The organism is Comamonas sp. SY3 (assembly GCF_041730275.1).
Lineage (GTDB): Bacteria > Pseudomonadota > Gammaproteobacteria > Burkholderiales > Burkholderiaceae_C > Comamonas > Comamonas sediminis.
In genome coordinates this window covers 145,617-168,887 of the sequence record NZ_JBGTYN010000004.1, presented here as the reverse complement: position 1 = coordinate 168,887, position 23,271 = coordinate 145,617, and the positions used below count along the sequence as shown (strand labels likewise).

Below are 23,271 nucleotides of genomic sequence, written 5' to 3'. Positions count from 1 at the left end.
CCCCTCCCTCATTGGTCAAATCTGTTGGTGGTGCAGTATCCACGCCAAGTATTGCTATATGGTGAATAGCAAATGATAGACTCGTTATCTGATCCTATCCATTTACCGAATCAACAATACCGGCACCTTGCTCTCTGCCAGTACCTGGGTGGCCACCGAGCCCAGCACCAGCTTGGCCAGCGCGCCATGGCCCCGGGTGCCCATGATCAGCAGGTCATAGCCGCCGTTATCGGCCGTCTCCGCAATGGTCTGCGAAATGGGGCCCACAGCGCTCTCTGCCACGGCCTTCACCTGGTGGGCAGCCAGGAACTCCTGCACGGGCACCAGCACCTTTTGCGCTTCTTCCGAGTGGTAGTCATCCACCAGCGCCTTGCCCAAGGCCTTGGCGGCCCGGGGCGGCAGCAGCGGCTGCACCGTGAGTGCCGTGTAATGGTGGTTGGAGGTCAGCCACTCTGCGTGCGCTGCCAGGTAATCCAGCATTTTTTGGGTGTAAGGGCTGCCGTCAACGGCCAACAAAATACGCATGCCTTAACTCCTTCAACAAGGGGTGAGGGACCCAACACCGGTGCCACGACCAACGCTGGACTGTGAGCTGGCAAAACCCGCATACCGGCACCGGCAACGCGCTTTACAGGCTTAAATCATGTGTATCAGCTTATAGATTCATCGTCAAACGCACATTGATATGCATCAGGCTTGGCGAAAAATTTAAGTGAAAACCCTTGGTTTTGATCGAAGATGCTAAGCACGCATCCGAGAAGAAAAGTCGACCGTAAACGTTTTGCTGCTGAAATGCGCCCAAATAACTGTTTTAGGGACGCGGTATGCAAAATGGAGATCAATACGCGGGATATAAGCGTCCGCTCAAGGCATGGCGGCGGCGCAGAGGCTAGTCAGCGCCAAGCACAAACCTTACCGTACCGATGTTGTGGAGCCGCGCGAGAAGTCGTGGCGCACAGAGCAGTCCCTGAGAACCTGCCGCCTTACACCCGCACCAGGCAATGCGGGTTGAAGGTTTCCTGCTCACCCTTGCGCGCATAGCCCAGCGGGTTGGCCACGACCCGGCATTGCCAGGGGCGGCCATCGCTGTGCTGGCCTTTGGCTAGATAGTCGCTGGGCGCATGCAGGTGGCCGTGGATCCAGAGGTCGGCATAGGGCAGGAGCTCGTCCAGCACATTGCAAAAGCCGGCGGTGCCAGGGGTCAGCCCATAGCGCGGATCGGCGCTGCGCAGGCTGGGGGCGAAGTGGGTGATGACGACGGTCTTGCCGTCAAAGGGCTCGGCCAGTGCGGCGCGCAGCCATTGCTGGCAGCGCAGCGCTTCGTCGCGCATCTCGGCAGCCAGAAAGGGCTGGCCGTTGCGCACGGTCTGGGCCTTGGTCAGGTAAAAGTTGGCGGCCTTGAAGGCCTTCTCGCGCTGCTTCATCAGCGCGCCCAGCTCGGTCACGCCGTTGTGCAGCGCAATCGCGTCGTAGTCGGACCAGAGTGTGGTGCCGATGAAGCGCACGCCATCGATCACCAGGGTTTCGCAGTCCAGCATCGTGATGCCCAGCTTGTTGCAGCTGGCGCGCAGGCGCTGCCGGGCCATGTCGAAATCCTGGTTGTCAAACTCATGGTTGCCGGGCACCAGAATCACCGGCTCGGGCCAATGGCCTCCCGCCTGCTGCGGGCTGAACTGGCCCAGGCCAAAATCTGCATCGTCCAGCATCGATCCATTCTGGTAGGAGCCAATGTCGCCGGCCAGGATCAGCAGCTCGGCGCCGGGCGCGGGCTGGGCGTGGAAATGGGGATGGGTCTCCAGGTGCAGGTCGGACAGGATTTGCAGGTGCATGGTGGCCTAGCCTACCATGGGCTTTGGCGGCTTGCAGCCCGCTACATCGGTAATTCCAGGTCAGGAAAAGCCGCCCGCGCCGAGCGCTCCAGCGCATGCAGCATCCATTCCAGCGCCGAGGGTGGAATATGCCCGCTGCGGCTGCGCCACAGCGCATCCACATGCACGGCTTCCACGCGCAGCGGCAGCGGTTGGAAGGCCAGCAGATCGGCAATGCCGGTGGCGGGCACAAAGTGGCGCGGCAGCACGGTCAGCAGATCGGTGCGCGCCACGACGCGGGCGGCGGTGAAGTACTGGTTCACCGTCAGCACCACGCGGCGCTTGCGGCCGATCGATGCCAGCGCCTCGTCCAGAAAGCCAAAGGGCTGGCCGGAAAAACTCACCAGCATATGGCGCGCATCGCAGTAGCGCTCCAAAGTCAGCAAGCCCTCACTCAACGGATGGTCCTTGCGCATCACGCAGAGGTATTCGCCGTCATACAGGCGCCGGCTCTCGAAATCCACCAGATCCCCCGATTGGGCGCGCGCCGTCATCTCGGCCAGCACAAAGGGGAAATAACCGACGGCCAGGTCGGCGGTCTCGGCCTCCAGCTCCTCGCGCGGATCACGTGTAGTGAGTGGTTGCACATGGACGGAGACGCCTGGCGCCTCGGTCTCCAGAATATGCATGAGGCTGGGCAGCAAGGTGGCGGCCGTGGCATCGGCCATCGCCACGACAAAGGCCTGGGTGGCGTGGGCCGGGTCAAAGCGCTCGGGGGCAAAGCTGGCCTGCAGCCGCGCCAGCGATTCACGCACCACCGGCCACAGTGCATTGGCCAGCGGCGTAGGCTCCACGCCCTGGCCGCTGCGCACCAGCAGTTCGTCATTCAAGGCTTCGCGCAGGCGCCGCATCGCATTGCTGACTGCGGGTTGGGTGATGGACAGCTTGTCGGCGGCCCGGGTCAGGCTGCGCTCATTCATCACCTCGTCGAATACACGCAACAGGTTCAGATCGAGATGCCGAAATTGATGGGGCAGCATTTTCAATCCTTTGCGGTGCTGAGCGGCCTGCAATACATCACTGGCATGAATGATACAGATTCAAAAGATAAATTTGAGATGGTCTAGGGTAAACCCTATACTTCGTGCATCGCTTCCAAGAAGCATTAATACCAAAGACATCCATCATGACCAACAGTTTTGTACACACTGGCATGGCTACCGAGCACACGGGCGTTCTGCGTGTGGAACGTGCTGCTGAACATCTCAAGACCACCTTCGGCACCAAGGGCATCGGCGCTTCCTTGATGCTGGCAGCCCTCGTTGCTGCAGTGCTGGTTGTGGCTACCCGCCTGGTGGACTCCGTCGCTGGCGGCAGCCACTGGATCGCTGGCTGGGCCCTGCTGTGGGCCGTCGCCTTTGTCGCCATCGCCCTGCTGGCCGCCCCTGCCCGCAACCTGAGCAGCAGCCTGCGCGCCGCACGCCGCAGCTGGGACGAAGGCCACCGCCGCGCCATGGAAGACGACAAGACCTGGCAAGTGGCCCTGCAAGACAGCCGCGTGATGGCTGATCTGAACCGCGCCATGAGCGACGCAGCGGTTTCGTTCTACCACAAGAACTACTGATCAACGCCGGGGTTCCTCCAGAGCCCCAGCGCCGGCAGCCACGATCTGCCTTTTCAAGAGCCACGGCATGCCGTGGCTTTTTTGTCGTTGGCGACCGCAGTCCCTCCAAAGCGGATGCGCGGCTTGGCGTGGCATAACACCTCTGCCCGCGCAAACCGCAGCGCTTGAACAACGATTGGCAAGCGGTTTACCGCCGAGCAAGCTGCTGGCTGTATGCCACAAACCACAGTTCCATCCCTGCACTGCCACGGAGCCCAGGCAGGTCTACCGCAGCTCCGCATCCAAAACAAAACCCCGCATGCCTGAAACATGCGGGGTTTTGCGGTGCGTCGTTGGCTGCGTCACTGGCAGCGGAGCTACCAGCTCGCGGACGAGCGGCCGGTCAAGCAGCGGTCAGGCGCTTTTCGAGGTCGGCCTTGATATCCAGCAGCGCTTGGGGCAGGCGCTGGGCCAGGTGGTCGAAATGGGCCTGGTGCGACGCCAGCTCTTCGGTCCAGACGGCGGTGTCAATGTTGGTGACGGTCTTGAACTGCTCGGCATTGAAGTCCAGGCCGGTCCAGTTGATCTCGGCGTACTGTGGGGCCACGCCAAAGGCGGTCTGCGTACCCTGCACCTGGCCTTCGAGGCGGTCCAGCATCCACTTGAGCACGCGCATGTTCTCACCGTAGCCGGGCCAGACGAACTTGCCAGCGGCATCCTTGCGGAACCAGTTGGTGGTGTAGATCTTGGGCAGCTGCGCGCCAGCGGCTTCGAGCTTGTCGCCCAGGTTCAGCCAGTGGGCGAAGTAATCGCTCATGTTGTAGCCCATGAAAGGCAGCATCGCGAATGGATCGCGGCGCACCACGCCTTGCGCGCCAAACGCGGCAGCGGTGGTTTCGGAGCCCATGGTCGCGGCCATGTAGACGCCTTCCTTCCAGTTGCGTGCTTCGGTCACCAGCGGCACGGTCGTCGAGCGGCGGCCACCAAAGATGAAGGCATCGATCTTCACGCCCTTGGGGTCGTCCCAGGCTTCGTCGAGGGCCGGGTTGTTGGTGGCAGCCACGGTGAAGCGGGCGTTCGGATGGGCGGCCTTGGCGCCGGTTTCCTTCGCAATCTGCGGGGTCCAGTCCTTGCCTTGCCAGTCGATCAGGTGGTCCGGCAGCTGGCCGCTGTCCTTTTCCATGCCTTCCCACCACACATCGCCGTCGTCGGTCAGCGCGACGTTGGTGAAGATCACATTCTTGTCCAGGCTGGCCATGCAGTTGGGGTTGGTGTGGTAGTTGGTACCCGGGGCCACGCCAAAGTAGCCCGCTTCGGGGTTGATTGCGCGCAGCGAGCCGTCGGCCTGCGGCTTGATCCAGGCGATGTCATCACCGATGGTGGTGACTTTCCAGCCTTCAAAGCCGGTGGGCGGCACCAGCATCGAGAAATTGGTCTTGCCGCAGGCGCTGGGGAACGCGGCTGCCACATGGTACTTTTTGCCCTGGGGGTTTTGCACGCCCAGAATCAGCATGTGCTCGGCCAGCCAGCCCTGGTCGCGGCCCATGGTCGAGGCGATGCGAAGCGCAAAGCACTTCTTGCCCAGCAGCGCATTGCCGCCGTAGCCCGAACCGTAGGACCAGATTTCGCGCGTCTCGGGGTAGTGCACGATGTACTTAGTCTTGTTGCAAGGCCAGCTGGTGGTGTCTTTTTCGCCGGCCTGCAGGGGCGCGCCGATGGTGTGCACGCAGGGCACGAAGTCGCCATCGCTGCCGATCACGTCATACACGGCACGGCCCATGCGGGTCATGATCTTCATGTTGACTGCGACATAGGCGCTGTCGGACAGCTCGATGCCGACGTGGGCGATCGGCGAGCCCAGCGGGCCCATCGAGAACGGCACCACATACATCGTGCGGCCCTTCATACAACCGTCAAACAGCGGCTGTAGAGTCGAACGCATCTCGGCAGGTTCCATCCAGTTGTTGGTGGGGCCGGCGTCCTCTTTCTTGGCCGAGCAGATGTAGGTGCGGTCTTCGACACGTGCCACGTCCGAGGGATCGGACCAGGCCAGAAAGCTGCCTGGGCGCTTGGCGGGGTTGAGCTTCTTGAAGGTGCCGGCATCGACCAGTTGCTGGCAGAGGCGGTCGTATTCTTCCTGGCTGCCGTCGCACCAGTAGACGGAATCAGGCTTGCACAGTGCGGCCATATCGGCCACCCAGGCAATGAGCTTGGGGTTCTTGACATAGTCGGGCGCCTGAATGGCCACACCGGCTTGGACGTTTGCGTTCATCGGAAGCTTTCAAAGTTGTAAACGGTTCATCAAAAACCGCTGCGGCCCGCTCCCTGGCCGGCAACCCATTTTTGAAAAACCGTCTCCACTGCGTCGGACAGGGCGCCATGCCTGTGCGCAAAAATGCCTACGCTGGACTCGCGATTTTAGCAGTCGGACCCCAAAACGGTGATTTTCAGTCACCACATCTATGCATTTGATGCATGACAAAATGCATAATTGTATTGATACCGGTTTCTTTGGCCAGCCGCCTGTCGCGCAGGTGGCGCGGCCCTGCAGTGGCCAAGGCGCGCATGCCGCGCGGGGCCGCGCCAGCCATCATCGGACAGCGGCAGGCGATAAAAAACCCGCCAGCGGCGGGTTCAGCAACAGGCCCTGGGGCGCGGATCGCGCGGCACTCAGGCCATGTAGACGGCAATGAAGGCCAGCAGGAACATCATCAGCGCGCCCACTACGGGGAGCACCACCGGCATCAGCGGAACAATGGCTTCCACGGTATCCACCGGAGGGTGTTCGGTATCGGCGTCGGTGTGCGGGCTGGACATGGGCTCTCTCCAATGCAAAGGCTGCCAAAAAAGCTGAGGACCATTGTAGCTAGCAGGCCCCAGACTGCATGCCGGGCAAAAACCCTGAGCCAGCCGGTGTGGCTCGCGCCAGCGATCAGCCCTCCAGCACCGGATACAGCGACAGCACCAGCAGTGCCGCCATGCACCAGTTGAAGCGCTGCAGTGCCCGGGGCGTGCGCAGTGCGCGTCCCACCGCACTGCCAAACAAGGTCCAGACGCTGACGCTGGGGTAGTTCACTACCCCCAGCACCAGCGCGGCGAGCAGCAGGTTGGCGGTATATCCATCGCGCGGGGTATAGGTCGCCACGATGCCGATGGCCATGACCCAGGCCTTGGGGTTGACCCACTGGAACGCAGCGGCCTGCCAAAAACCAAAGGGCTGCGCACCGGCCTGCCCAGCGCCGGCCTGGCCGGAGCGGGCGATCTTCCAGGCCAGCCACAGCAGGTAAGCGGCACCCAGGTACTTGAGCCAGGTGTAGAGACGCGGCTCACGCTCAAAGGCCACGCCCAGCCCCAGGCCCACCAGCAGCAGCATGGCCACCACCCCCAGGCTGATGCCCAGCATGTGCGGCACCGTGCGGCGGTAGCCAAAAGTGGCGCCCGAGGCCGTCAGCATCACATTGTTGGGGTCCGGGGTGACCGAGCTGACAAAGGCGAACAGGGCCAGGGGCAACACAAAGGCGGAGGTTTGGGGCAGAACGGACATGGCAACGTGCGAACAAGGAAGAAAAGAAAAGCTGTTGTCATGCTAACGCCAGGATACAGTACAGTACCGGTACACTTTAACTGGCCACTTGCAGAATTGGCCTGCTCTTATGACCCAGACACTTTCGCCGGCCACCGAGACCGCAGCCGAGACCGCAGCCGAGACCGCTGTTGACGCCGCTGCGCCCGGCTCCCGTGCCCGCCCGCTGGCAGCGGCCGCCTGGGGCTGGCAGCCGGTGCGCACCGGCAGCGCCTCCCTGGTCGAGCAGCTGGTGGCGCATTTCAGCGACCGCATCCGCCACCACGGGCTGCGCACGGGCATGCGCCTGCCATCGGTGCGGGCGCTGGCCGACCAGGCGGGCGTGAGCCGCGACACGGTGGTGCAGGCCTATGACCGGCTGGCCGCGCAGGGCCTGGTGCAATCGCGCCGGGGCGCGGGCTTTTTTGTCTGTGCCCAGCGCGCGCTGGCCGTAGCGGCCGCTGCCCCTGCGGCCAGCCTGGCCCAGGGTGCTGCGTTTGACACCGCCTACCTGCTGCGCGGCATCTTCCGCGAGGATGCCGATGGCTCCGGCCACACCGGCAGTGCCGGCTGCCTGCCCGCCAGCTGGATGGACGAAGGCCTGATCAGCGGCGCGATGCGCGCCATTCTGAAGCAGGGCGTGCGGGCCGAACGCAGTCTGCTGGGCTACGGCCTGCCCCAGGGGCTGGCACCGCTGCGCCGCCAGATCGCATCGACCTTGCAGGCGCAGGAAGTGCCTGCCCACCCCGAGACCCAGCTGATGACGGTGAGCGGCGTCACCCACGGGCTGGACCTGATCGTGCGCTGCTTTCTGCAGCCGGGCGACACCGTGCTGGTCGAGGACCCGGGCTGGTTCCTGATCTTTGGCCGCCTCAACACGATGGGGGTGAATGTGGTGGGCGTGCCGCGCCTGCCCGGCGGCCCCGATGTGCAGGCGCTGCAGGCCCTGGCCGCGCAGCACCAGCCCAAGCTTTTCATCCTGAACACCGCCGTGCACAACCCCACCGGGCTGAGCCTGTCGGCCGGTGTCGCCCATGAGGTGCTGCGCATTGCCGAGCGGCATGATTTCCTGCTGGTCGAGGACGACACCTATTCCGAATACCTGGGCAATATGCCCCTGCGCCTGGTGGCCATGGACCGGCTGCAGCGCGTGCTGCTGGTGGGGGGCTATTCCAAAACACTGTCGGGCGGCTTGCGCGTGGGCTATGTGGCGGCGCGACCCGAGTTCATCCACCAGCTGACCGATCTGAAGCTGCTGGGCGGCCTCACCTCCGCGCTGCCCAGCGAGCAGATCGTGCACCGCATCCTGGCCGATGGCAGCTACCGCAAGCATGTGGACCGGCTGCGCGAGCGGGTGGACAAGGCGCGCCACCGCTGCCTGCGCCAGCTCGAAGCGCTGGGCTGCCACGCGGTGCATGAGCCGGTGGCCGGCACCTTTGCGTGGGTGGACTGCGGCATGGACTCGGAACTGCTGGCGCGCCAAGCCAGCGAGCATGGCCTGCTGCTGGCGCCCGGGGTGCTGTTCTCACCGCGCCAGGCGCCGTCAAGCCTGCTGCGCATCTCGGTGGCCATGGCCGAGCAGCCGGCCGCCTGGCAGACCTTGGCCCTGCTGCTGGAACGCCACCGGGGCGCTTGAGGAGGACCGCCGCTACCGCACTGTCAGGCCAGATCGACCTGCATGCCTACGGCGCGCAGCTTGTCCACCACCTCGTCGATATGCGCCTTGCTGCGGGTCTGCAGCACGATGTCGATCTCGGTGTTCTGCGCGGCCAGCTTGGTGAAGGCACGCTGGTGGTGCACCTCTTCGATGTTGGCCCCCGCCTCGGCCACGATGGCGGTGATGCGTGCGAGCATGCCGGGCACATCGCGCGAGCTGATGCGCAGGCGCGCCAGCCGGCCCGAGCGCACCATGCCGCGCTGGATGATGGAGGCCAGCAGCAACGGATCGATATTGCCGCCCGACAGCACCAGGCCCACCTTCTGGCCCCGGAAGCGCTCGGGGTAGCGCAGCAGCGCTGCCAGGCCCACCGAGCCAGCCCCTTCGACCAGGGTCTTTTCAATCTCCAGCAGCATCAGCACGGCCTGCTCGATATCGCTCTCTTCGACCAGCACCAGGTCATCGACGGTGCGGGCCACGATCTCGCGCGTGATCATGCCGGCCGTGGCCACGGCAATGCCTTCGGCCATCGTCGATACGCCGACGGGCAGATCCTGGTGCTGCACCGCATTGACCATGCTGGGAAAGCGCGAGGTCTGCACGCCCACCACCTGGATGCCGGGCTTGACGGCCTTGGCCGCGGTGGCGATGCCGGCAATCAGGCCGCCACCGCCCACGGCGATGAGCAAGGTGTCCAGATCGGGCTGGTCTTCGAGCATCTCCAGCGCCAAGGTGCCCTGGCCCGCTGCAATGTCGGCATCGTCAAACGGATGCACAAACACCAGCTTCTGGTCCTCGGCCATCGCATAGGCATGGGCGCGGGCCTCTTCCAGGGTGTCGCCATGCAGCACCACCTCGGCACCAAAGCTGCGCGTGCGCTCCACCTTAACACCCGGCGTGAAGCGCGGCATCACGATCACCGCCCGCACACCCAGCTGCTGCGCATGGTAGGCCACGCCCTGGGCATGGTTGCCCGCGCTCATCGCGATGACGCCCCGTGCGCGCTGCTCGGCGTCCAGCTGCATCAGCTTGTTGCAGGCACCGCGCTCCTTGAACGCCGCCGTGAACTGCAGGTTCTCGAACTTGAGATAGACCTTGGCGCCCACGATCTGGGACAGCGTGTGGGAGTAGAGGCAGGGCGTGCGCTCGACCTTGCCTTGGATGCGCTGCGCGGCATTGCGGATGTCTTGGATGCTGAGCATGGGATGACTCGCTGAAGGGGTGTGGTGCCGCCCGGCCAGGGGCTGGCTGTTGTCATGGAATGTCTCGTCGTCTCGATGGCTGGCGCGGCGTTCAGTCGGCGCTGGGCGGCTGGTAGACATGGTCAAAAAAGGCCTGCTCCAGCGCCACCGCGCGGCTGAAATAATCGGCCGCCTCGGCGCGTGCGTCGGGGTCGATGCTTTCGCCCATGCGGTCGAGCTCAGCGCGCAGCCAGCCTACAAAATCGCGGAAGAAGTCGTTGGCATGCAGGCTGATCCATTCGGCATGCACAAAGCGGGGTGGCAGGGTCTGGCCGGGCTGGTCAAAGCCATCCAGGTACAGGCCTTCGGCCACGCAGAGCACGGCCAGGCAGTTGGCGTATTTCTGGCTGCGCGCGGCCTGGCCCATCAGCGCCTGGAACTGCACGGTCGGCAGCGTCAGCGGCGGTGTCTCGCGCTCCTGCGCGGGCACCTGCAGCTCGTCCAAGCTGCGCTGGAAATAGGTGTTCTCGTCGCTGGTGATCATCGCCGCAAACTGCGCCAGCCGCACGCGCGGCGCAAAGCTGTCGGCACTGGCGATGGCCGCGCCCAGCAGCGCCACGAACTGGTTGATGAACTGGTAGTCCTGCACCAGATAGCGGCGCAGCACCGCATCCTCCAGGCTGCCGGCCCGCATCTCGTCAATGAAGCGGTGGTGGATGCAGGCATCCCAAACGGGCTGGTTCAGCGCTTGGAGCGATTCAGAAAAGCGGTCGGTCATGGTGGGCGGCGGAGGCAGCAACGGCAAAGAGGGCCATTGTGCCGCAACAGCCTTGTGCCTGCGCACCGGCCTGGCGATGCGCTATGATTTTTGCGTATCCCCCTCCGTTACCGAAAGACGAGCATGACCTCTGCCATCGACCGCCGCCACGTCGGCGCACGCCTGTCCGAAACCGCCATCCACAACGGCACCGTCTACCTGGCGGGCCAGATCCCCGAGAACAACCCCGGTGCCGATATCGTCACCCAAACGCAAGAAGTGCTGGGCCATATCGACCGCCTGCTGGGCGAGGCCGGATCGAGCAAGGCCAGCATCCTGCAGTGCCAGATCTACCTGACCGACATCACCGAGATCGGCCAGATGAACAGCGTCTGGGACGCCTGGGTCGCCCCGGGCCACACGCCGCCCCGTGCCACCGTGCAGGCCACCTTGGGCAACCCCGATTACAAGATCGAAGTGGTGGTGGTCGCAGCCGTCGAAAAGGCCTGATCGCCGCGCACGGCCCTGAGCGGGCCGTTGCAGAATGCTGCATTCCTTGCATACAAAGCCTGTCTTGCATCTTGCATGGCAGGCTTTTTGCTTCTGTCTCCGAGGCCGCACAAGTCGGTGAACACTCACGGGTAATCCCTGTTCACCAAATGCTTTGTGCTTGGGTACATTTTTGCATACAAGAAATTTATAACTTGTATACAAACTCAAAAGGAATGCGTATGCGTCGCTTTGTCAGATAGCTGTTCGGGCAGGTGGTGGTGGCTCTCATCATCGGGGTCATCGTCGGCCTGCTGGCGCCGGAATGGGCCGTCAAACTCAAGCCTTTGGGCGATGGTTTCATCAAGCTCATCAAGATGATCATCCCGGTGCTGGTGTTCTGCGTGGTGGTGCATGGCATTGCCGGGGCGGGCGACCTCAAGCGCGTGGGCCGGGTCGGCGTCAAGGCGCTGATCTATTTCGAGGTGCTGACCACCATTGCACTGGTTCTGGGCCTGGTGCTGGCCTTTGTGTTCCAACCTGGTGCAGGCATGAACGTGGACCCGAGCAAGCTCGATGCCTCGGCGATGAGCGCTTACGCCAGCAATGCCGACAAGCTGACCAGCGGCGGCACGGTCGATTTCCTGATGAAGCTGATCCCCACCACCGTGGTGCAGGCCTTTGCCACCGGCGATGTGCTGCAGGTGCTGCTGTTTGCCGTGCTGTTTGGCTGCGGCCTGACGATGCTGGGCGAGCGCGGCGCACCGGTCAGCCTGTTGATCGACACGATGTCGCATGTGCTGTTCAAGGTGATGGGCATCATCATCAAGCTGGCGCCGCTGGGCGTGCTGGGTGCGATTGCGTTTACCGTCGGCCAGTACGGCGTGGGCTCGCTCAAGCAGCTGGGCATGCTGGTGCTGCTGTTCTATGTCGCGGTCGCCTTCTTCGTGTTTGTCGTGCTGGGTTTTGCGATGCGCGTCTCGGGCTTCAGCCTGATCAAGCTGCTGCGCTACCTGCGCGAAGAGCTGATGGTCGTCTTCGCCACCACCTCGTCCGACAGCGTGCTGCCCCAGATCATGGCCAAGCTGCGCCACCTGGGCATCCGCGACTCCACCGTCGGCCTGGTGATCCCCACCGGCTACTCGTTCAACCTCGACGCGTTCTCGATCTACATCACGTTGGCAGCGGTCTTCATTGCGCAGGCCACCAACACGCCGATCTCGATGACCGATCTGCTGACCATCCTGGCCATTGCGCTGGTGACCTCCAAGGGTGCGCATGGCGTGCCGGGCTCGGCCATTGTGGTGCTGGCCGCCACCTTGCATGCGATCCCCGCGATCCCGGCCATCGGCCTGGTGCTGGTGCTGTCGGTGGACTGGTTCATGGGTATTGCCCGCGCGCTGGGCAACCTGATCGGCAACTGCGTGGCGACCGTGGCGATTGCGTCGTGGGAGGGCGATATCGACCGCGAGCGGGCCCATAAGGTGCTCAATGGCGAGAAGCTGCCGCAAGACACGGCACAATCGGAGCTGTCCACACCCCACGCCTGAGCCTCATGACTGCTGTCAGCCCAACCACCATCGCGGAACGCGTTGTCGAAGCCATCCTCGCACAGAAGCTGTCGCCAGGAGAGCGCCTGGGAGAGCAGGCGCTGGCGGACAACTTCTCGGTCAGCCGCACCCTGGTGCGTGAGGCGCTGATGCAGTTGCAGGCGCGCGGCTTTGTGCAGGTGCAGCCGCGCCGGGGCTGGTATGTGGTGCAGCCCAGTGCCGAGGAGGCGCGCGACGCCTTTGCCGCCCGCCGCATCATCGAGGCCGGCATCCTGGAGACGGCAGGCCGCCCGATGCAGCAGGTGATCCGCCAGCTGCGCCTGCATATCGATGAGGAGCAGCGCGCGATCCAGGGCGCCGATGCCGCCACGCGCGCCTTCCTGCTGGCCGATTTCCATGTCTGCCTGGCCGAGAACATGGGCCACCGTCTGCTGGCCGATACCCTGCGCGACCTGACCGCCCGCACCACCTTGGCAGCAACGCTCTACCAGTCCGACCACAGCGCCGAGCAGTCCTGCGCCGACCACGCGAGCATTGTCCAAGCGCTGGAGCGCGGCGACGCCGAGCAGGCCCGCGCGCTGATGCTGGCCCACATCGGCAACGTGGAAGAAGCGCTGGAGACCACGCCGCCGCCGCCGGAGACCGCACCCGGCGAGCGCCTGCGGGCCACCCTCAGCCCCGTGCAGCGCTGATGCCCGGGCCACGCATGCGCCCGCGCAAGAGCGGCGGGCCCGTTCAATTCCTCAAAGCTTCCAAGCCCGCCAGTCCGGCCGGTCCGCCACGGCTGTTGGGTTTTCACAAGCCCTATGGTGTCGTCAGCCAGTTCACGCCCGAGGGGCGCTGGCAAGGCCTCAAGGACTTTATCGATGTGCCTGGCGTCTATGTGGCTGGCCGGCTCGATGGCGACAGCGAAGGCCTGCTGCTGCTGACCAATGACGGCCAGCTGCAGGCCCGCATTGCCGACCCGCGCCACAAGATGGCCAAGACCTACTGGGTGCAGGTGGAAGGCATCCCCGATGCCGCCGCGTTGCAACAGTTGCGCGATGGTGTGGACCTGAAAGACGGCAGGACCCTGCCTGCCCAGGTGCGCATGCTCGACCCGCAGCCAGCGATGTGGCCCCGCCACCCGCCGATCCGCGTGCGCCAGAGCGTGCCCGATTGCTGGATCGAGCTCATCATCCGCGAAGGCCGTAACCGCCAGGTGCGGCGCATGACGGCCGCCGTCGGCCACCCCACCCTGCGCCTGGTGCGCATGGCGATCGGCCCCTATACGCTCGATGGCCTGGAGCCCGGGCAGTGGACGGATCTGGCGCTGTAAAAAGCCGCCGCGCCACGCCTCAATGCGCCAGCATCGGCAGGTCGTTCAAAGCCTCGTCCCCCGTGGGCAAGGCCACGGCCTGCCAGCCGCCGCGCCGGGGCCAGGGCCGGTAGTGCGCCAGCGGCAATAGCTCCACCTGCAGGATCTGCCCCTGCAGCTGCGCGCCCAGCGCTTGCAAGGCCTGGCTGCGCTGCTGCGCGCAGGCCTGCATCTGTGCCCCCTGCGCGCGCCGCGCGGCCGCGCTGAGGGCCGCCATCGCACTGGGGGCCGGCAGGCATTGTGCCGCGGCCAACCAGCGCAGCGCGGCGTGGTCGCCCGCGCCCAGCTGCTGCAGCTGCTGCGCATAGCGCTGCAGCCCCTCCGGATCCAGGCGGCCTGCCAATTGGATATCGAGCACATCGCCCTGCAGCCGGTAGCGCGCCGGCAGGGCGGCCGTCCAGTGGCTGCTGCCGTGGCGGCTGCGCATGCTGGCACGGATGCGGCGGCTGCCCTGCACCAGCAAAGGCTGCACCAGCTCCAGCAAGGCGGCATCGCGCAGGCGCGCCTGCTCAGGGTGGCTGGCGGGCGCCAGCTGGATGCGGAGCGGCTGGCTGTCATAACCGCGCCATTGCAGGCCCCATGCCTGCAGACCGGCCCGGTCTGGCGCCAGCAGGCCCATGGCCAACATGGCCGGCACAAAGGCGATCGCCGCCCAAACCCACCATTCGGGCGACATGCGGCGCGCATTCCAGGCCTGGCCCTGGCGCAGCAGCGACCAGCCGGTGCTGAGCTGCCCCAGCAGCCACACGGCCACCAGCACCACAATGGCACCAGCCAGGCCCGTGCCTATCTGCACCATCTCGGCCGGGTGCAGGCTGTCGGGCAGCAGGAACAACACCATCCAGCCGCAGGCCGTGGCCACCAGGGCTGCCAGCATCGCGTAAAACGGCAGCCACACCGGCGTGCGCAAGCGCCCGTCCTCCATCCGCAACGCCGGATCGCGCAGCGCGCGCCGCCCTTCCAGCATCCAGCCGATACGGCCCACCTGTGACAGCAGCACAAACACCAGCCCGCCTGCGGCCACCGCGATCAGCAGCGGCAGCCACAGCCAGAACAGCAGCACCCCGAGCGCCACCATCACCACCCCGCCCAGCACCAGCAGCGCCGCATGGCCGCGCTGCTGACTGCGCGCATGGATCCCACCCATTCTTCTCTCCACTCCGTTGCCTCTCATCTCCATTGGCCTTCAATTCTTGTGCAAGAATGGCCTTTCACACCCGTAAATCCTTCAAGACCAGCTATGGTTTTGGGAGTATATGAACTGGAGGGGATGGACTCGGCTGCCATACCCCCGCTGTAAGGAGACCCGATGCGCCCCTTGCTCAGCCTCTGCCTTGGCCTGGCCTTTCAACTGACGCAGCCCGCTGCCCACGCACAGAACATGACCACGCTCGCCCTGCACCAGGCAGCGGCTGCCAACAACAGCAGCCGCATCCAGCAACTGCTGCAAAACGGGGGCGCCAGCGCCATCGATGCACGCGATGCCCAGGGCCGCACGCCCTTGCTGGTAGCGACCCAGAGCAACCAGGTGGCGGCGGCCAAGGCCTTGATGGACGCCGGTGCCGATGTGAACGCCAAGGACAACATCGAAGACAGCCCCTACCTCTATGCCGGCGCGCGTGGCCACCAGGAGATCCTGCAGATGACCCTGGCCCATGGCGCCGACCTGCGCAGCACCAACCGCTATGGCGGCACCGCGCTGATTCCGGCGGCCGAGCGCGGCCACGTAGATACGGTGCGCACCCTCATTCAGGCCGGCGTCGATGTGAACCATGTCAACCGCCTGGGCTGGACGGCGCTGATGGAGGCCATCATCCTGAGCGACGGCGGGCCGCGCCACCAGCAGATCCTGCAACTGCTGATTGATGCCAAGGCCGATGTGAACCTGGCCGACAAGGACGGCGTGACGCCACTGGCCCATGCGCGCCAGCGCGGCTACAGCGCGATGGTGGAGATGCTGACGGCCGCTGGCGCACGCTGATGCAGCCCAGCCCAGGACTGCCCAGTCCGGCGCGGCGTTGGCGGGACGGTAGCCATGTCTGCGTTATGTAGTAAAACAATAAAAACTGGCTTTTTTATAACCGATGCTATATAGTGGATCGCTTGCAGAGGCAGTGCCCTATGGGCAAGCCTCTTTCTTGCGCAGCGGCCCCGCACTGCGCAAGCCGCATTCCTGGCGACCTTCGCCTGGTTGGTCTGTAGAGCAGCAGGCAACCGTTTACCTCCCCGCTCACACAGGCGGCCACAGCCTGTGCCCCTGATTGATCCCCATTTCCAAGACTTTTATTGCCATCGGGAAGTACGTCGTTTCCCCCTCGACCCACCCGGCCCCCAACGGACGCTTCGGCGCGTCCTTCTCCGTTCAGCGATCCGGAGGCAACGGCAGCTATTGCCGCGTGTTCCGCTTCGACAAGACATTCGCCACTGCAGAAGCAGCACGCATCTTTGCCGTGACCCAGGGCTGGCTCCAATCGTCGATGCCCAAGCCCCCCGTCTGTTGATGGCCCGGTAGCAACCACTCCATTTCGCCCCTTTGCGATGCAACGCCGATCCCGGCGCTTGCATTCCACCCCTGCGCTGCGTGGCGCAACCTTTTTGAGAAAGGCTCTGACATGAGCAACAAAATCTATGTGGGCAACCTGCCCTACTCGGTGACCGATTCCAACCTCCACGACAACTTCTCCGAATTCGGCACCGTGAACTCGGCCAAGGTCATGATGGACCGCGAGACCGGCCGCTCCAAGGGCTTTGGCTTTGTCGAAATGGCCTCTGCCGAAGTGGCACAAGCAGCGATCGACGCCCTCAATGGCATGTCGGTGGACGGGCGCCAGATCGTCGTCAACCTGGCCCGCCCGCGTGAAGCATCCCGTACCGCTGGCGGCTATGGTGATGCCGGCTACCGTTCGAGCGGCCGTTCTGACGTGGGTTACGGCAATGGCGGCTACGGCGGTGGCCGCTACTGAGCACATTACCTCCTGAAGACCCGGCTGCCCTGGCCGCTGCACTTCGGGTGGGATCCGCCCGCTCACCAGCAAGAGCCTCTCAACGCCCTGTCGCCTGAGAGGCTCTTTGTCATGGCGGGTTGGAAGCGCCGGCCGTGCCCGGCGCAATCGCCCCGGCCTGCACCAGCAGCTGCGCCATCCAGTCGATGAACACCCGCACCCGGCGTGACAGGTGCGCGCGGTGCAGGTAGAGCACGTGCACCGGCAAAGCGGGCGGCGGGTAGGCCTGCAGCACCTCGACCAATTCTCCCGATTGCAGATGGCCCTGCACGTCATAGCGCGGTATCTGGATCAGCCCCAGACCGGCCAGCGCGCAGGCAATATAGCTCTCCACATGGTTGGCCCCCACGGTGCCCGGCAGCGCCATGCTGTGCCCGGCGCCGCCCTCCACCCATTCCCAGGCGGCAGCGCGCCCCGTGGTGGGCGAGTTGTAGCGCACGCTCAGGTGGCCTGCCAGCTCCGCCGGGCTTTGCGGCATGCCATGCCGGGCCAGGTAGGCGGGACTGGCGCAGTTGATCAGCGCCATGCTGCCCAGCGCCTGGGCCACCAGCGAACTGTCCGCCAGCGGGCCCACGCGCAACGCGCAGTCGATGTGCTCCTGCACCAGGTCCACCGCCCGGTCGCTGGAGCCCAGGTCCACCTCCAGCCCCGGGTGCTGCGCCAGCAGAGCGGGCAACGCGGGGGCCACGATCAAGCGTGCCACGCGGCTGGGCACATCGATGCGCAAGCGCCCCGCCACCGCATGCGACTGCGGGCGGAAGCGCTGCTCCAGATCCTGCATGTCGTTGACCAGGCTGCTGGCCCTGTCGACCAGCGCCTGGCCGTCCAAGGTCAGCGCCACCTTGCGCGTGGTGCGGTGGAGCAGGCGCGTGCCCAGCCGGGCTTCCAGCTGCTGCACCGCCAGTGACACGGTGGGCCGGGGCAGCGCCAGCTGGTCGGCCGCCTGGGAGAAGCTGCCGGTGGCCGCCACGCGCAAGAAGATGCGCAACAGGTCAATGCGGTCCATGGCACCTCTGCAGCGCAGTCATTGTTAGTAAATCATGGATAAACATGGAATAAATTCTATATTTATCTTTGATTTATGACCAATTACGCTGAACAGCTTCCCCCATCACAGGAGCTTTTTATGTCCCATCCCAAGCACAGCCTCCAAGGCAAGACCGTTCTGATCGCTGGCGGCGCCAAGAACCTGGGCGGCCTGCTGGCGACCGATTTCGTCCACCACGGCGCCCAGGCCGTCGCCATCCACTACAACAGCGCCGCCAGCAAGGCGGATGCCGAAAAGACGCTGGCTGCATTGCACAAGCTCGGCGCCAAGGCGGTGATCCTGCAAGCGGACCTGACCACGGCCGCTGCCGTGGAAAAGTTGTTTGCCGATGCGGTGGCCGCTGTGGGCCGCCCCGACATTGCGATCAACACCGTCGGCAAGGTGCTGAAAAAGCCGATGTCCGAGATCAGCGAGGCCGAGTTCGACGAGATGGATGCGGTCAACAACAAGGCGGCTTTCTTCTTTCTGAAAGAGGCGGGCAAGCAGGTGAACGATGGCGGCAAGATCTGCACCCTGGTCACCTCGCTGCTGGGCGCGTTCACGCCGTTCTATTCGTCCTACGCGGGCACCAAGGCGCCTGTGGAACATTACACCCGCGCAGCGGCCAAGGAGCTGGGCGCGCGGGGCATCTCGGTCACCGCCGTAGGCCCCGGTCCCATGGATACGCCCTTCTTCTACGGCCAGGAGAGCGCCGATGCCCAGGCCTACCACAAGAGCGCAGCCGCGCTGTCGCCGTTCAGCCAAACGGGTCTCACCGACATCGAAGACGTGGTGCCCTTTGTGCGCCACCTGGTGAGCGATGGCTGGTGGATCACCGGACAGACGATTCTGATCAACGGCGGGTATACGACAAAATAAGCCCGCGGAGGGCAGCGCCCTCCGGCCACCACAAGGAGTTACCCATGCATATGCTGTTGGTCATGCTGACCGGCCTGCTGCTGTTGGCCGTCTTTGCCCTGCTGGGCAAGCTCTGGGGCGCCGATGCGGCCAGCATCATGCTGGCGGTCAAGTACTTCATTCCTGCATGGCTGGCCGTGGCGCTGGTCAACATGTGGGTGGGGGTGCACAAGGCCGGCTACACCGTTGCGCAGGAGCTGCCGATCTTGCTCGTCAACTTTGCCGTGCCTGCCGCGCTGGCGCTGGGCCTGGCATGGTGGCTGGGCCGCGCCTGACCGGCGATTGGACAGAACACCACAGTTGACGCGCTGCAGCATCGAAAACACTGGGCCACTCACCGGGCTTGCACTACGCTGGTGCGCTGGAATCGGATGCCCGCGGCAACCGGCGGTGGCTGCCCTACAGAAGCTTTCAACGGCCAGCAAGGGGCCTGCACACCTCGCCTGTTGTGAGCCGTAGACGCGTGCTTAACATTGTCACAGCGCCGTCATACCGTCCCCGCAGCATCCATCCACTTGCTGATTCACCAACCCTGGGGACAACGGACGATGACAACACACCAACCCACATTTCGCCTGGCTGCGCTGGGCTCTGCCCTGTGCGGCGCACTGCTGCTGACCGCTTGTGGCGGCGGCGATGATGATCCCAGCTTCAAGACCCTGGACGGCAAGCAGCCCCAGGTGATCGCGCACCGTGGCTACTCCGGCATGTACCCCGAGCAGACCCGCATGGCCTACGAAAAGGCCGCCGATGCCGGCGCCGACATGCTGGAGCTGGACATGCACATGACGCGTGACTGCCAGCTGGTGGCACGCCACAACGCCTGGCTGAGCGACAGCACCAATATCGCTGACGTGGCCAAGACCAACGCCGCCGTGGCAGCCCGCAAGCGCACCACGCCCGGTGTGCTGGTCGATGTGAAGTACCCCGCCATTCCAGCCAACGGCCCCAGCCAATACCTGACGGACCTGGTCGAGCCCGGCAACCAGAAGTCGGTGCTCAAAGCCCTGATTGTGGATGGCGAAGACCACACCAATGACTGGTCGATCAGCGACTTCACGATGCAGGAGCTGCGCGACTGGATTGCCGGTACTACCTTGGACAACCGCGCCGACCGCCCCACCGAGTGGAACGGCAAGCTGCCGCTGATCAGCGCCCAGGATGTGATCGACATCGCAGCGGCCAAGGGCAAGGCGCTGGGCCGCACCATCCCCGTGTATGCCGAAACCAAGAACCCCTACTGGAACAACCAGCAGGCGATTGCCAACGGTTGCGGCAGCGGCAGCCACCCGTTTGAAGATGCGGTGATGGCGCTGCTCGAGAAGAACAAGCTCAACAGCAAGGACGCGGCGATTTACATCCAGAGCTTTGACCCCGAGAGCCTGAAGTACCTGCGCAAGGCCGGCATGAAGGCCAAGGGCGTGCAGCTGATCGATGGCAATGACTTCGACCTCAAGGATGGCTCGATGGTCTACATCACCACAGATGAATGGACCTTCATCAGCGGCCGCCCCTACAGCTGGACCCTCGCCGGCGATGCCCGCACCTTTGCTGTGATGCAGACCCCTGCCGGCCTCGCCGAGATCAAGACCTATGCCGATGGCATCGGCCCCTGGAAGCCACAGGTCCTCGCCCATTCTGTCGTGCCGTACAAGGAAGGCGCTGGTCTGAAGGATGTCAACACGCTCAAGGACACGGGCCTGATCGCCAACGCCCACAAGGCCGGCCTGATCGTGCACAGCTTCACTTTCCGCAACGAAGCGGGCCGCCTGGCTGGCATCTACAAGGGTGATCCGGTGCAAGAGTTCCTGGCCTACTACCGCCTGGGTATCGATGGCGTGTTCACCGACTTCACCCCCACTGGCGTGAAGGCACGCGATGCCTACATCGCCGAGCTGAAGAACCAGTAATCGCAGCGCAGCACTCACCCAAAAAGGACGCCTGGCGTCCTTTTTTCCATGCCCGCATCAGCGGGCCAACTCAGCGTACCAAATGCGGCTGGCTACGCCGCGCCACCGCCCAGGCCAGCAGGTTGAGCGCCGAGCACATCAGCCAGTAGATGGCGCCCACCAGCAGGAACACTTCGGCCGGGTGCACCATCAGCCGCGCATTGACCTGGGTGGACAGAAAGGACAGCTCGCCCACGCCGACGATATAGGCCAGCGAGCTGTCCTTGATCAGGGTCACCCACTGGTTCACGAACGAGGGCAGCATCACCGCCAGCGCCTGGGGCAGGATCAGGCTGCGCAGCACCTGCCAGCGCGTCAGGCCCAGCGCGGCGCCGGCATCCCACTGGCCCGGCGCAATCGCCTGCAGGCCAGCGGCCACGCCATGGGCCAGGTAGGCGCCGCTGACCAGCGACAGCGCGCACACCACCGAGAAGCTGCCCGGCACATCGAGCCGGAACAGCACCGGCAGCAAGAAATAAATCCAGAAGATCAGCAGCAGCACCGGGATGGCGCGCAGAAAGCCCAGCACCACCCGCAGGCACTGCAGGGCCCGGCCGCGCCCCATCACCAGTGCAATGCCCAGCGCCAGCCCCAGCAGCGCAGACAGCACGCCGGAGACGGCGCTCAGGATCAGGCTCAGCAGCGCGCCGCCCGGCGGTCCGTCAGGGAAAGTGCCCAGCAGCAGGTAGCGCCAGTCATCACTCAGAGCAGCAAAGTTCATGCGCGCCGCACCTCCACCCGGCCCCAGCGGCGGCGCTGGGCCAGGTGCTGGCTGAGCAGCTCCAGCCCGATGATCAGCACGATGTAGAGCAAGGTGGTGATGCCGTAGACCTGGAAGGACTGGAAAGTCTCGGCCTCTGCCTGGCGTGCCCGGTACGAGAGCTCGGCCAGGCCAATGGCCATGCCCAGCGAGGTGTTCTTGACGATGTTCATGTACTGGCCCATCAGCGGCGACACCACGCGCGCCAGCGCCTGGGGCAGCACGATATGGCGCAGCAATTGCCAGCCATCCATGCCCAGCGAGCGCGCCGCCTGGCTCTGGCTGGCGGGCACGCTGTTGATGCCGGCGCGCACCTCTTCGCCCACGTAGGCGGTGGCATAGAACACCATGCCGATGCAGGCCGAGAGGAATTCCAGCGAAGGCCAGCCCAGGCTGAGCGGACCCAGCGCCAGGCTGTGCGCCTGGTTGAGCCAGGCCATCCACGCGGGCGGCAGCAGGCTGGGCACGCCAAAGTACCAAAAGAACAGCTGCACCAGGAGCGGCGTATTGCGAAACACCGACAGGTAGCCCAGCGCCAGCCAGCGCAGCGGCGCCCAGGCCGCACTGCGCGCGACCGCAAAGGCGATGCCCAGCACCGTGGATGCCGCAATCACCAGCAGCGACGCCAGCACCGTGGTGCACCAGCCATCGAGCAGCCAGCGCCAGTACTTGCCCGCCAGCACATGGGGCCACAGCGGCTCCAGCCAGGACATCAAGAGTTGCATAAATGCCAACGCCAAACGCACGCAGCCGCGTCTTGTCGGACGCGGGGCTGCGCAGCAGCTAGGTGCTTATTGCTTGTCGCCGATCTTGAAGTTGCGCACCAGCGGCGTCGCGCTTTGCGGCCCGAACCAGGTGTCGTAGATCTTGCCGGCCTGGCCGCTGGCCTCCAGCTCCTTCAACGCTGTGTTGACGAAATCGGTCAATGCCGCTTCCCCCTTCGGAATGCCCACGCCAATGTAGTCGCTGGAGATCGTGAACGCCGGCACCTCCCACTTGTCGCGCTCCTTCTTGTCCTTGATGGTGGCCAGCAGGCCGACCAGCTTGGGGCCGTCTTGCGAGATGGCCTGCACATTGCCATTGCGCAGCGCGGTGAACGCAAACGGCGTGTCGTCGTAGGCCACCAAGGTGGCCTGCGGGTGCTTCTCGCGCAGCACGATCTCGTTGGTGGTGCCCTTGTCCACGCCAATGCGCAGCTGGTTCAGCTGATCGGGCGAGGTCAGCGTGCCCTTGGCGGCGATGAACTGGGTGCCCGAGGCAAAGTAGGGAACGCTGAAGCCCACCTGCTTGGCACGCTCGTCGGTGATCGTGAAATTGGCCAGCACCAGATCGACCTTGTTCGACAGCAGCAGCGGCACGCGGTTGGCCGGGTTGGTCGGCACCAGCTGCAGCTTGACCCCCAGGCGCTGCGCAAAGGCCTGCGCATAGTCCACATCTAGGCCCACGATCTTGCGGGTCTTGGGATCGACAAAACCAAACGGTGGATTGGCATCGAAGGCTGCCACGCGCAGCACCCCTGCCTGCTTGATATCCTGCAGGCGATCCGCCCACACCGCCCCCGATGCCAGTGCTGCGACCGCAGCGGTCGCCACCATCGCCCATGCCTTGTTTTTCATAGCTATGCTTTCTGAGATCGCCTCGCCAGGGCACC

The 23,271-nt window shown here is 64.7% G+C and carries 25 protein-coding genes; 12 read left to right on the top strand and 13 right to left on the bottom strand.

What is annotated here, in order from left to right; genetic code table 11:
• Positions 1 to 102: 102 nt before the first annotated feature.
• The 3 genes from ACCQ08_RS07355 to ACCQ08_RS07345 all read right to left on the bottom strand — a co-directional run bounded on the left by ACCQ08_RS07355 (position 103) and on the right by ACCQ08_RS07345 (position 2,848).
• Positions 103 to 525 (bottom strand): universal stress protein, encoded by a 423-nt coding sequence (locus tag ACCQ08_RS07355; RefSeq protein ID WP_373449351.1) that lies wholly within the window; start codon positions 523 to 525, stop codon positions 103 to 105.
• A 458-nt stretch (positions 526 to 983) separates the two neighbouring features.
• Positions 984 to 1,829, bottom strand: coding sequence for a metallophosphoesterase (locus ACCQ08_RS07350; RefSeq protein ID WP_373449350.1), 846 nt, complete (start codon positions 1,827 to 1,829; stop codon positions 984 to 986).
• A 41-nt stretch (positions 1,830 to 1,870) separates the two neighbouring features.
• Complete coding sequence (locus ACCQ08_RS07345) at positions 1,871 to 2,848, bottom strand: LysR family transcriptional regulator (protein WP_239810163.1); 978 nt, start codon at positions 2,846 to 2,848, stop codon at positions 1,871 to 1,873.
• Between the two features lie 146 nt (positions 2,849 to 2,994).
• On the opposite strand from ACCQ08_RS07345, the gene ACCQ08_RS07340 reads away from it, so the two are divergent.
• Complete coding sequence (locus tag ACCQ08_RS07340) at positions 2,995 to 3,432, top strand: hypothetical protein (RefSeq protein ID WP_373449349.1); 438 nt, start codon at positions 2,995 to 2,997, stop codon at positions 3,430 to 3,432.
• Positions 3,433 to 3,814: 382 nt separating this feature from the next.
• Here ACCQ08_RS07340 and ACCQ08_RS07335 read toward each other — a convergent pair whose 3' ends face one another.
• The 3 genes from ACCQ08_RS07335 to ACCQ08_RS07325 form a co-directional block, all read right to left on the bottom strand.
• A complete protein-coding gene (locus ACCQ08_RS07335) occupies positions 3,815 to 5,683 on the bottom strand; it encodes a phosphoenolpyruvate carboxykinase (GTP) (protein ID WP_312414184.1) in 1,869 nt (622 codons plus the stop codon).
• A gap of 398 nt (positions 5,684 to 6,081) precedes the next feature.
• Positions 6,082 to 6,228: a hypothetical protein gene (locus tag ACCQ08_RS07330; protein ID WP_230773683.1), complete on the bottom strand. Its 147-nt coding sequence runs from the start codon at positions 6,226 to 6,228 to the stop codon at positions 6,082 to 6,084.
• 115 nt (positions 6,229 to 6,343) lie between these two features.
• Entirely contained in the window at positions 6,344 to 6,955 is a 612-nt protein-coding gene (locus ACCQ08_RS07325) for a LysE family translocator (protein ID WP_373449348.1), read from the bottom strand.
• Positions 6,956 to 7,064: 109 nt separating this feature from the next.
• Between ACCQ08_RS07325 and ACCQ08_RS07320 the strand changes: the two genes are divergently transcribed.
• A complete protein-coding gene (locus ACCQ08_RS07320) occupies positions 7,065 to 8,609 on the top strand; it encodes a PLP-dependent aminotransferase family protein (protein WP_373449347.1) in 1,545 nt (514 codons plus the stop codon).
• 23 nt (positions 8,610 to 8,632) lie between these two features.
• Here the strand turns inward: ACCQ08_RS07320 and ACCQ08_RS07315 are convergent, their stop codons facing one another.
• Positions 8,633 to 9,832, bottom strand: a complete 1,200-nt coding sequence (locus tag ACCQ08_RS07315; RefSeq protein ID WP_373449346.1) for a threonine ammonia-lyase — start codon at positions 9,830 to 9,832, stop codon at positions 8,633 to 8,635.
• 91 nt (positions 9,833 to 9,923) lie between these two features.
• Positions 9,924 to 10,589 carry a TenA family protein gene (locus ACCQ08_RS07310; RefSeq protein WP_373449345.1) on the bottom strand — a complete coding sequence of 222 codons (666 nt, stop codon included), beginning with the start codon at positions 10,587 to 10,589 and terminating at the stop codon, positions 9,924 to 9,926.
• Between the two features lie 123 nt (positions 10,590 to 10,712).
• On the opposite strand from ACCQ08_RS07310, the gene ACCQ08_RS07305 reads away from it, so the two are divergent.
• The 4 genes from ACCQ08_RS07305 to ACCQ08_RS07290 all read left to right on the top strand — a co-directional run bounded on the left by ACCQ08_RS07305 (position 10,713) and on the right by ACCQ08_RS07290 (position 13,925).
• Positions 10,713 to 11,078: a RidA family protein gene (locus ACCQ08_RS07305; RefSeq protein WP_230773740.1), complete on the top strand. Its 366-nt coding sequence runs from the start codon at positions 10,713 to 10,715 to the stop codon at positions 11,076 to 11,078.
• 242 nt (positions 11,079 to 11,320) lie between these two features.
• Positions 11,321 to 12,607 carry a C4-dicarboxylate transporter DctA gene (locus ACCQ08_RS07300; RefSeq protein WP_373449443.1) on the top strand — a complete coding sequence of 429 codons (1,287 nt, stop codon included), beginning with the start codon at positions 11,321 to 11,323 and terminating at the stop codon, positions 12,605 to 12,607.
• A 5-nt stretch (positions 12,608 to 12,612) separates the two neighbouring features.
• On the top strand, positions 12,613 to 13,299 hold the full coding sequence (locus ACCQ08_RS07295) for a GntR family transcriptional regulator (protein WP_239810155.1): 687 nt from the start codon (positions 12,613 to 12,615) through the stop codon (positions 13,297 to 13,299).
• On the top strand, positions 13,299 to 13,925 hold the full coding sequence (locus ACCQ08_RS07290; protein WP_373449344.1) for a pseudouridine synthase: 627 nt from the start codon (positions 13,299 to 13,301) through the stop codon (positions 13,923 to 13,925). Before ACCQ08_RS07295 ends, ACCQ08_RS07290 begins: the two co-directional genes overlap by 1 nt.
• Positions 13,926 to 13,944: 19 nt before the next feature.
• Here ACCQ08_RS07290 and ACCQ08_RS07285 read toward each other — a convergent pair whose 3' ends face one another.
• Positions 13,945 to 15,111, bottom strand: a complete 1,167-nt coding sequence (locus ACCQ08_RS07285; protein ID WP_373449343.1) for a hypothetical protein — start codon at positions 15,109 to 15,111, stop codon at positions 13,945 to 13,947.
• A gap of 162 nt (positions 15,112 to 15,273) precedes the next feature.
• Here ACCQ08_RS07285 and ACCQ08_RS07280 point away from each other — a divergent pair, with 162 nt between their 5' ends.
• From ACCQ08_RS07280 to ACCQ08_RS07270, 3 genes are all read left to right on the top strand, one after another.
• Complete coding sequence (locus tag ACCQ08_RS07280; protein ID WP_373449342.1) at positions 15,274 to 15,945, top strand: ankyrin repeat domain-containing protein; 672 nt, start codon at positions 15,274 to 15,276, stop codon at positions 15,943 to 15,945.
• Between the two features lie 310 nt (positions 15,946 to 16,255).
• Positions 16,256 to 16,465 (top strand): hypothetical protein, encoded by a 210-nt coding sequence (locus tag ACCQ08_RS07275; protein WP_230774304.1) that lies wholly within the window; start codon positions 16,256 to 16,258, stop codon positions 16,463 to 16,465.
• A gap of 111 nt (positions 16,466 to 16,576) precedes the next feature.
• Positions 16,577 to 16,927 (top strand): RNA-binding protein, encoded by a 351-nt coding sequence (locus tag ACCQ08_RS07270; RefSeq protein WP_239810152.1) that lies wholly within the window; start codon positions 16,577 to 16,579, stop codon positions 16,925 to 16,927.
• A 109-nt stretch (positions 16,928 to 17,036) separates the two neighbouring features.
• Here ACCQ08_RS07270 and ACCQ08_RS07265 read toward each other — a convergent pair whose 3' ends face one another.
• Positions 17,037 to 17,972, bottom strand: coding sequence for a LysR substrate-binding domain-containing protein (locus tag ACCQ08_RS07265; protein WP_373449341.1), 936 nt, complete (start codon positions 17,970 to 17,972; stop codon positions 17,037 to 17,039).
• Between the two features lie 120 nt (positions 17,973 to 18,092).
• Between ACCQ08_RS07265 and ACCQ08_RS07260 the strand changes: the two genes are divergently transcribed.
• The 3 genes from ACCQ08_RS07260 (at position 18,093) to ACCQ08_RS07250 (ending at position 20,821) form a co-directional block, all read left to right on the top strand.
• Positions 18,093 to 18,872, top strand: a complete 780-nt coding sequence (locus ACCQ08_RS07260; RefSeq protein WP_312461885.1) for an SDR family oxidoreductase — start codon at positions 18,093 to 18,095, stop codon at positions 18,870 to 18,872.
• Positions 18,873 to 18,916: 44 nt separating this feature from the next.
• Positions 18,917 to 19,186, top strand: coding sequence for a hypothetical protein (locus ACCQ08_RS07255; RefSeq protein ID WP_373449340.1), 270 nt, complete (start codon positions 18,917 to 18,919; stop codon positions 19,184 to 19,186).
• A 273-nt stretch (positions 19,187 to 19,459) separates the two neighbouring features.
• Positions 19,460 to 20,821, top strand: a complete 1,362-nt coding sequence (locus ACCQ08_RS07250; RefSeq protein ID WP_373449339.1) for a glycerophosphodiester phosphodiesterase family protein — start codon at positions 19,460 to 19,462, stop codon at positions 20,819 to 20,821.
• A 70-nt stretch (positions 20,822 to 20,891) separates the two neighbouring features.
• Here the strand turns inward: ACCQ08_RS07250 and ACCQ08_RS07245 are convergent, their stop codons facing one another.
• The 3 genes from ACCQ08_RS07245 to ACCQ08_RS07235 form a co-directional block, all read right to left on the bottom strand.
• Positions 20,892 to 21,581, bottom strand: a complete 690-nt coding sequence (locus ACCQ08_RS07245) for an amino acid ABC transporter permease (RefSeq protein WP_369460635.1) — start codon at positions 21,579 to 21,581, stop codon at positions 20,892 to 20,894.
• The gene (locus ACCQ08_RS07240; RefSeq protein WP_373449338.1) at positions 21,578 to 22,345 is read right to left on the bottom strand and encodes an amino acid ABC transporter permease; all 768 of its coding nucleotides are present in this window, start codon (positions 22,343 to 22,345) and stop codon (positions 21,578 to 21,580) included. The genes ACCQ08_RS07245 and ACCQ08_RS07240 overlap by 4 nt, the downstream gene beginning before the upstream one ends.
• 66 nt (positions 22,346 to 22,411) lie before the next feature.
• On the bottom strand, positions 22,412 to 23,236 hold the full coding sequence (locus tag ACCQ08_RS07235) for an ABC transporter substrate-binding protein (protein WP_373449337.1): 825 nt from the start codon (positions 23,234 to 23,236) through the stop codon (positions 22,412 to 22,414).
• Positions 23,237 to 23,271 lie beyond the last annotated feature (35 nt).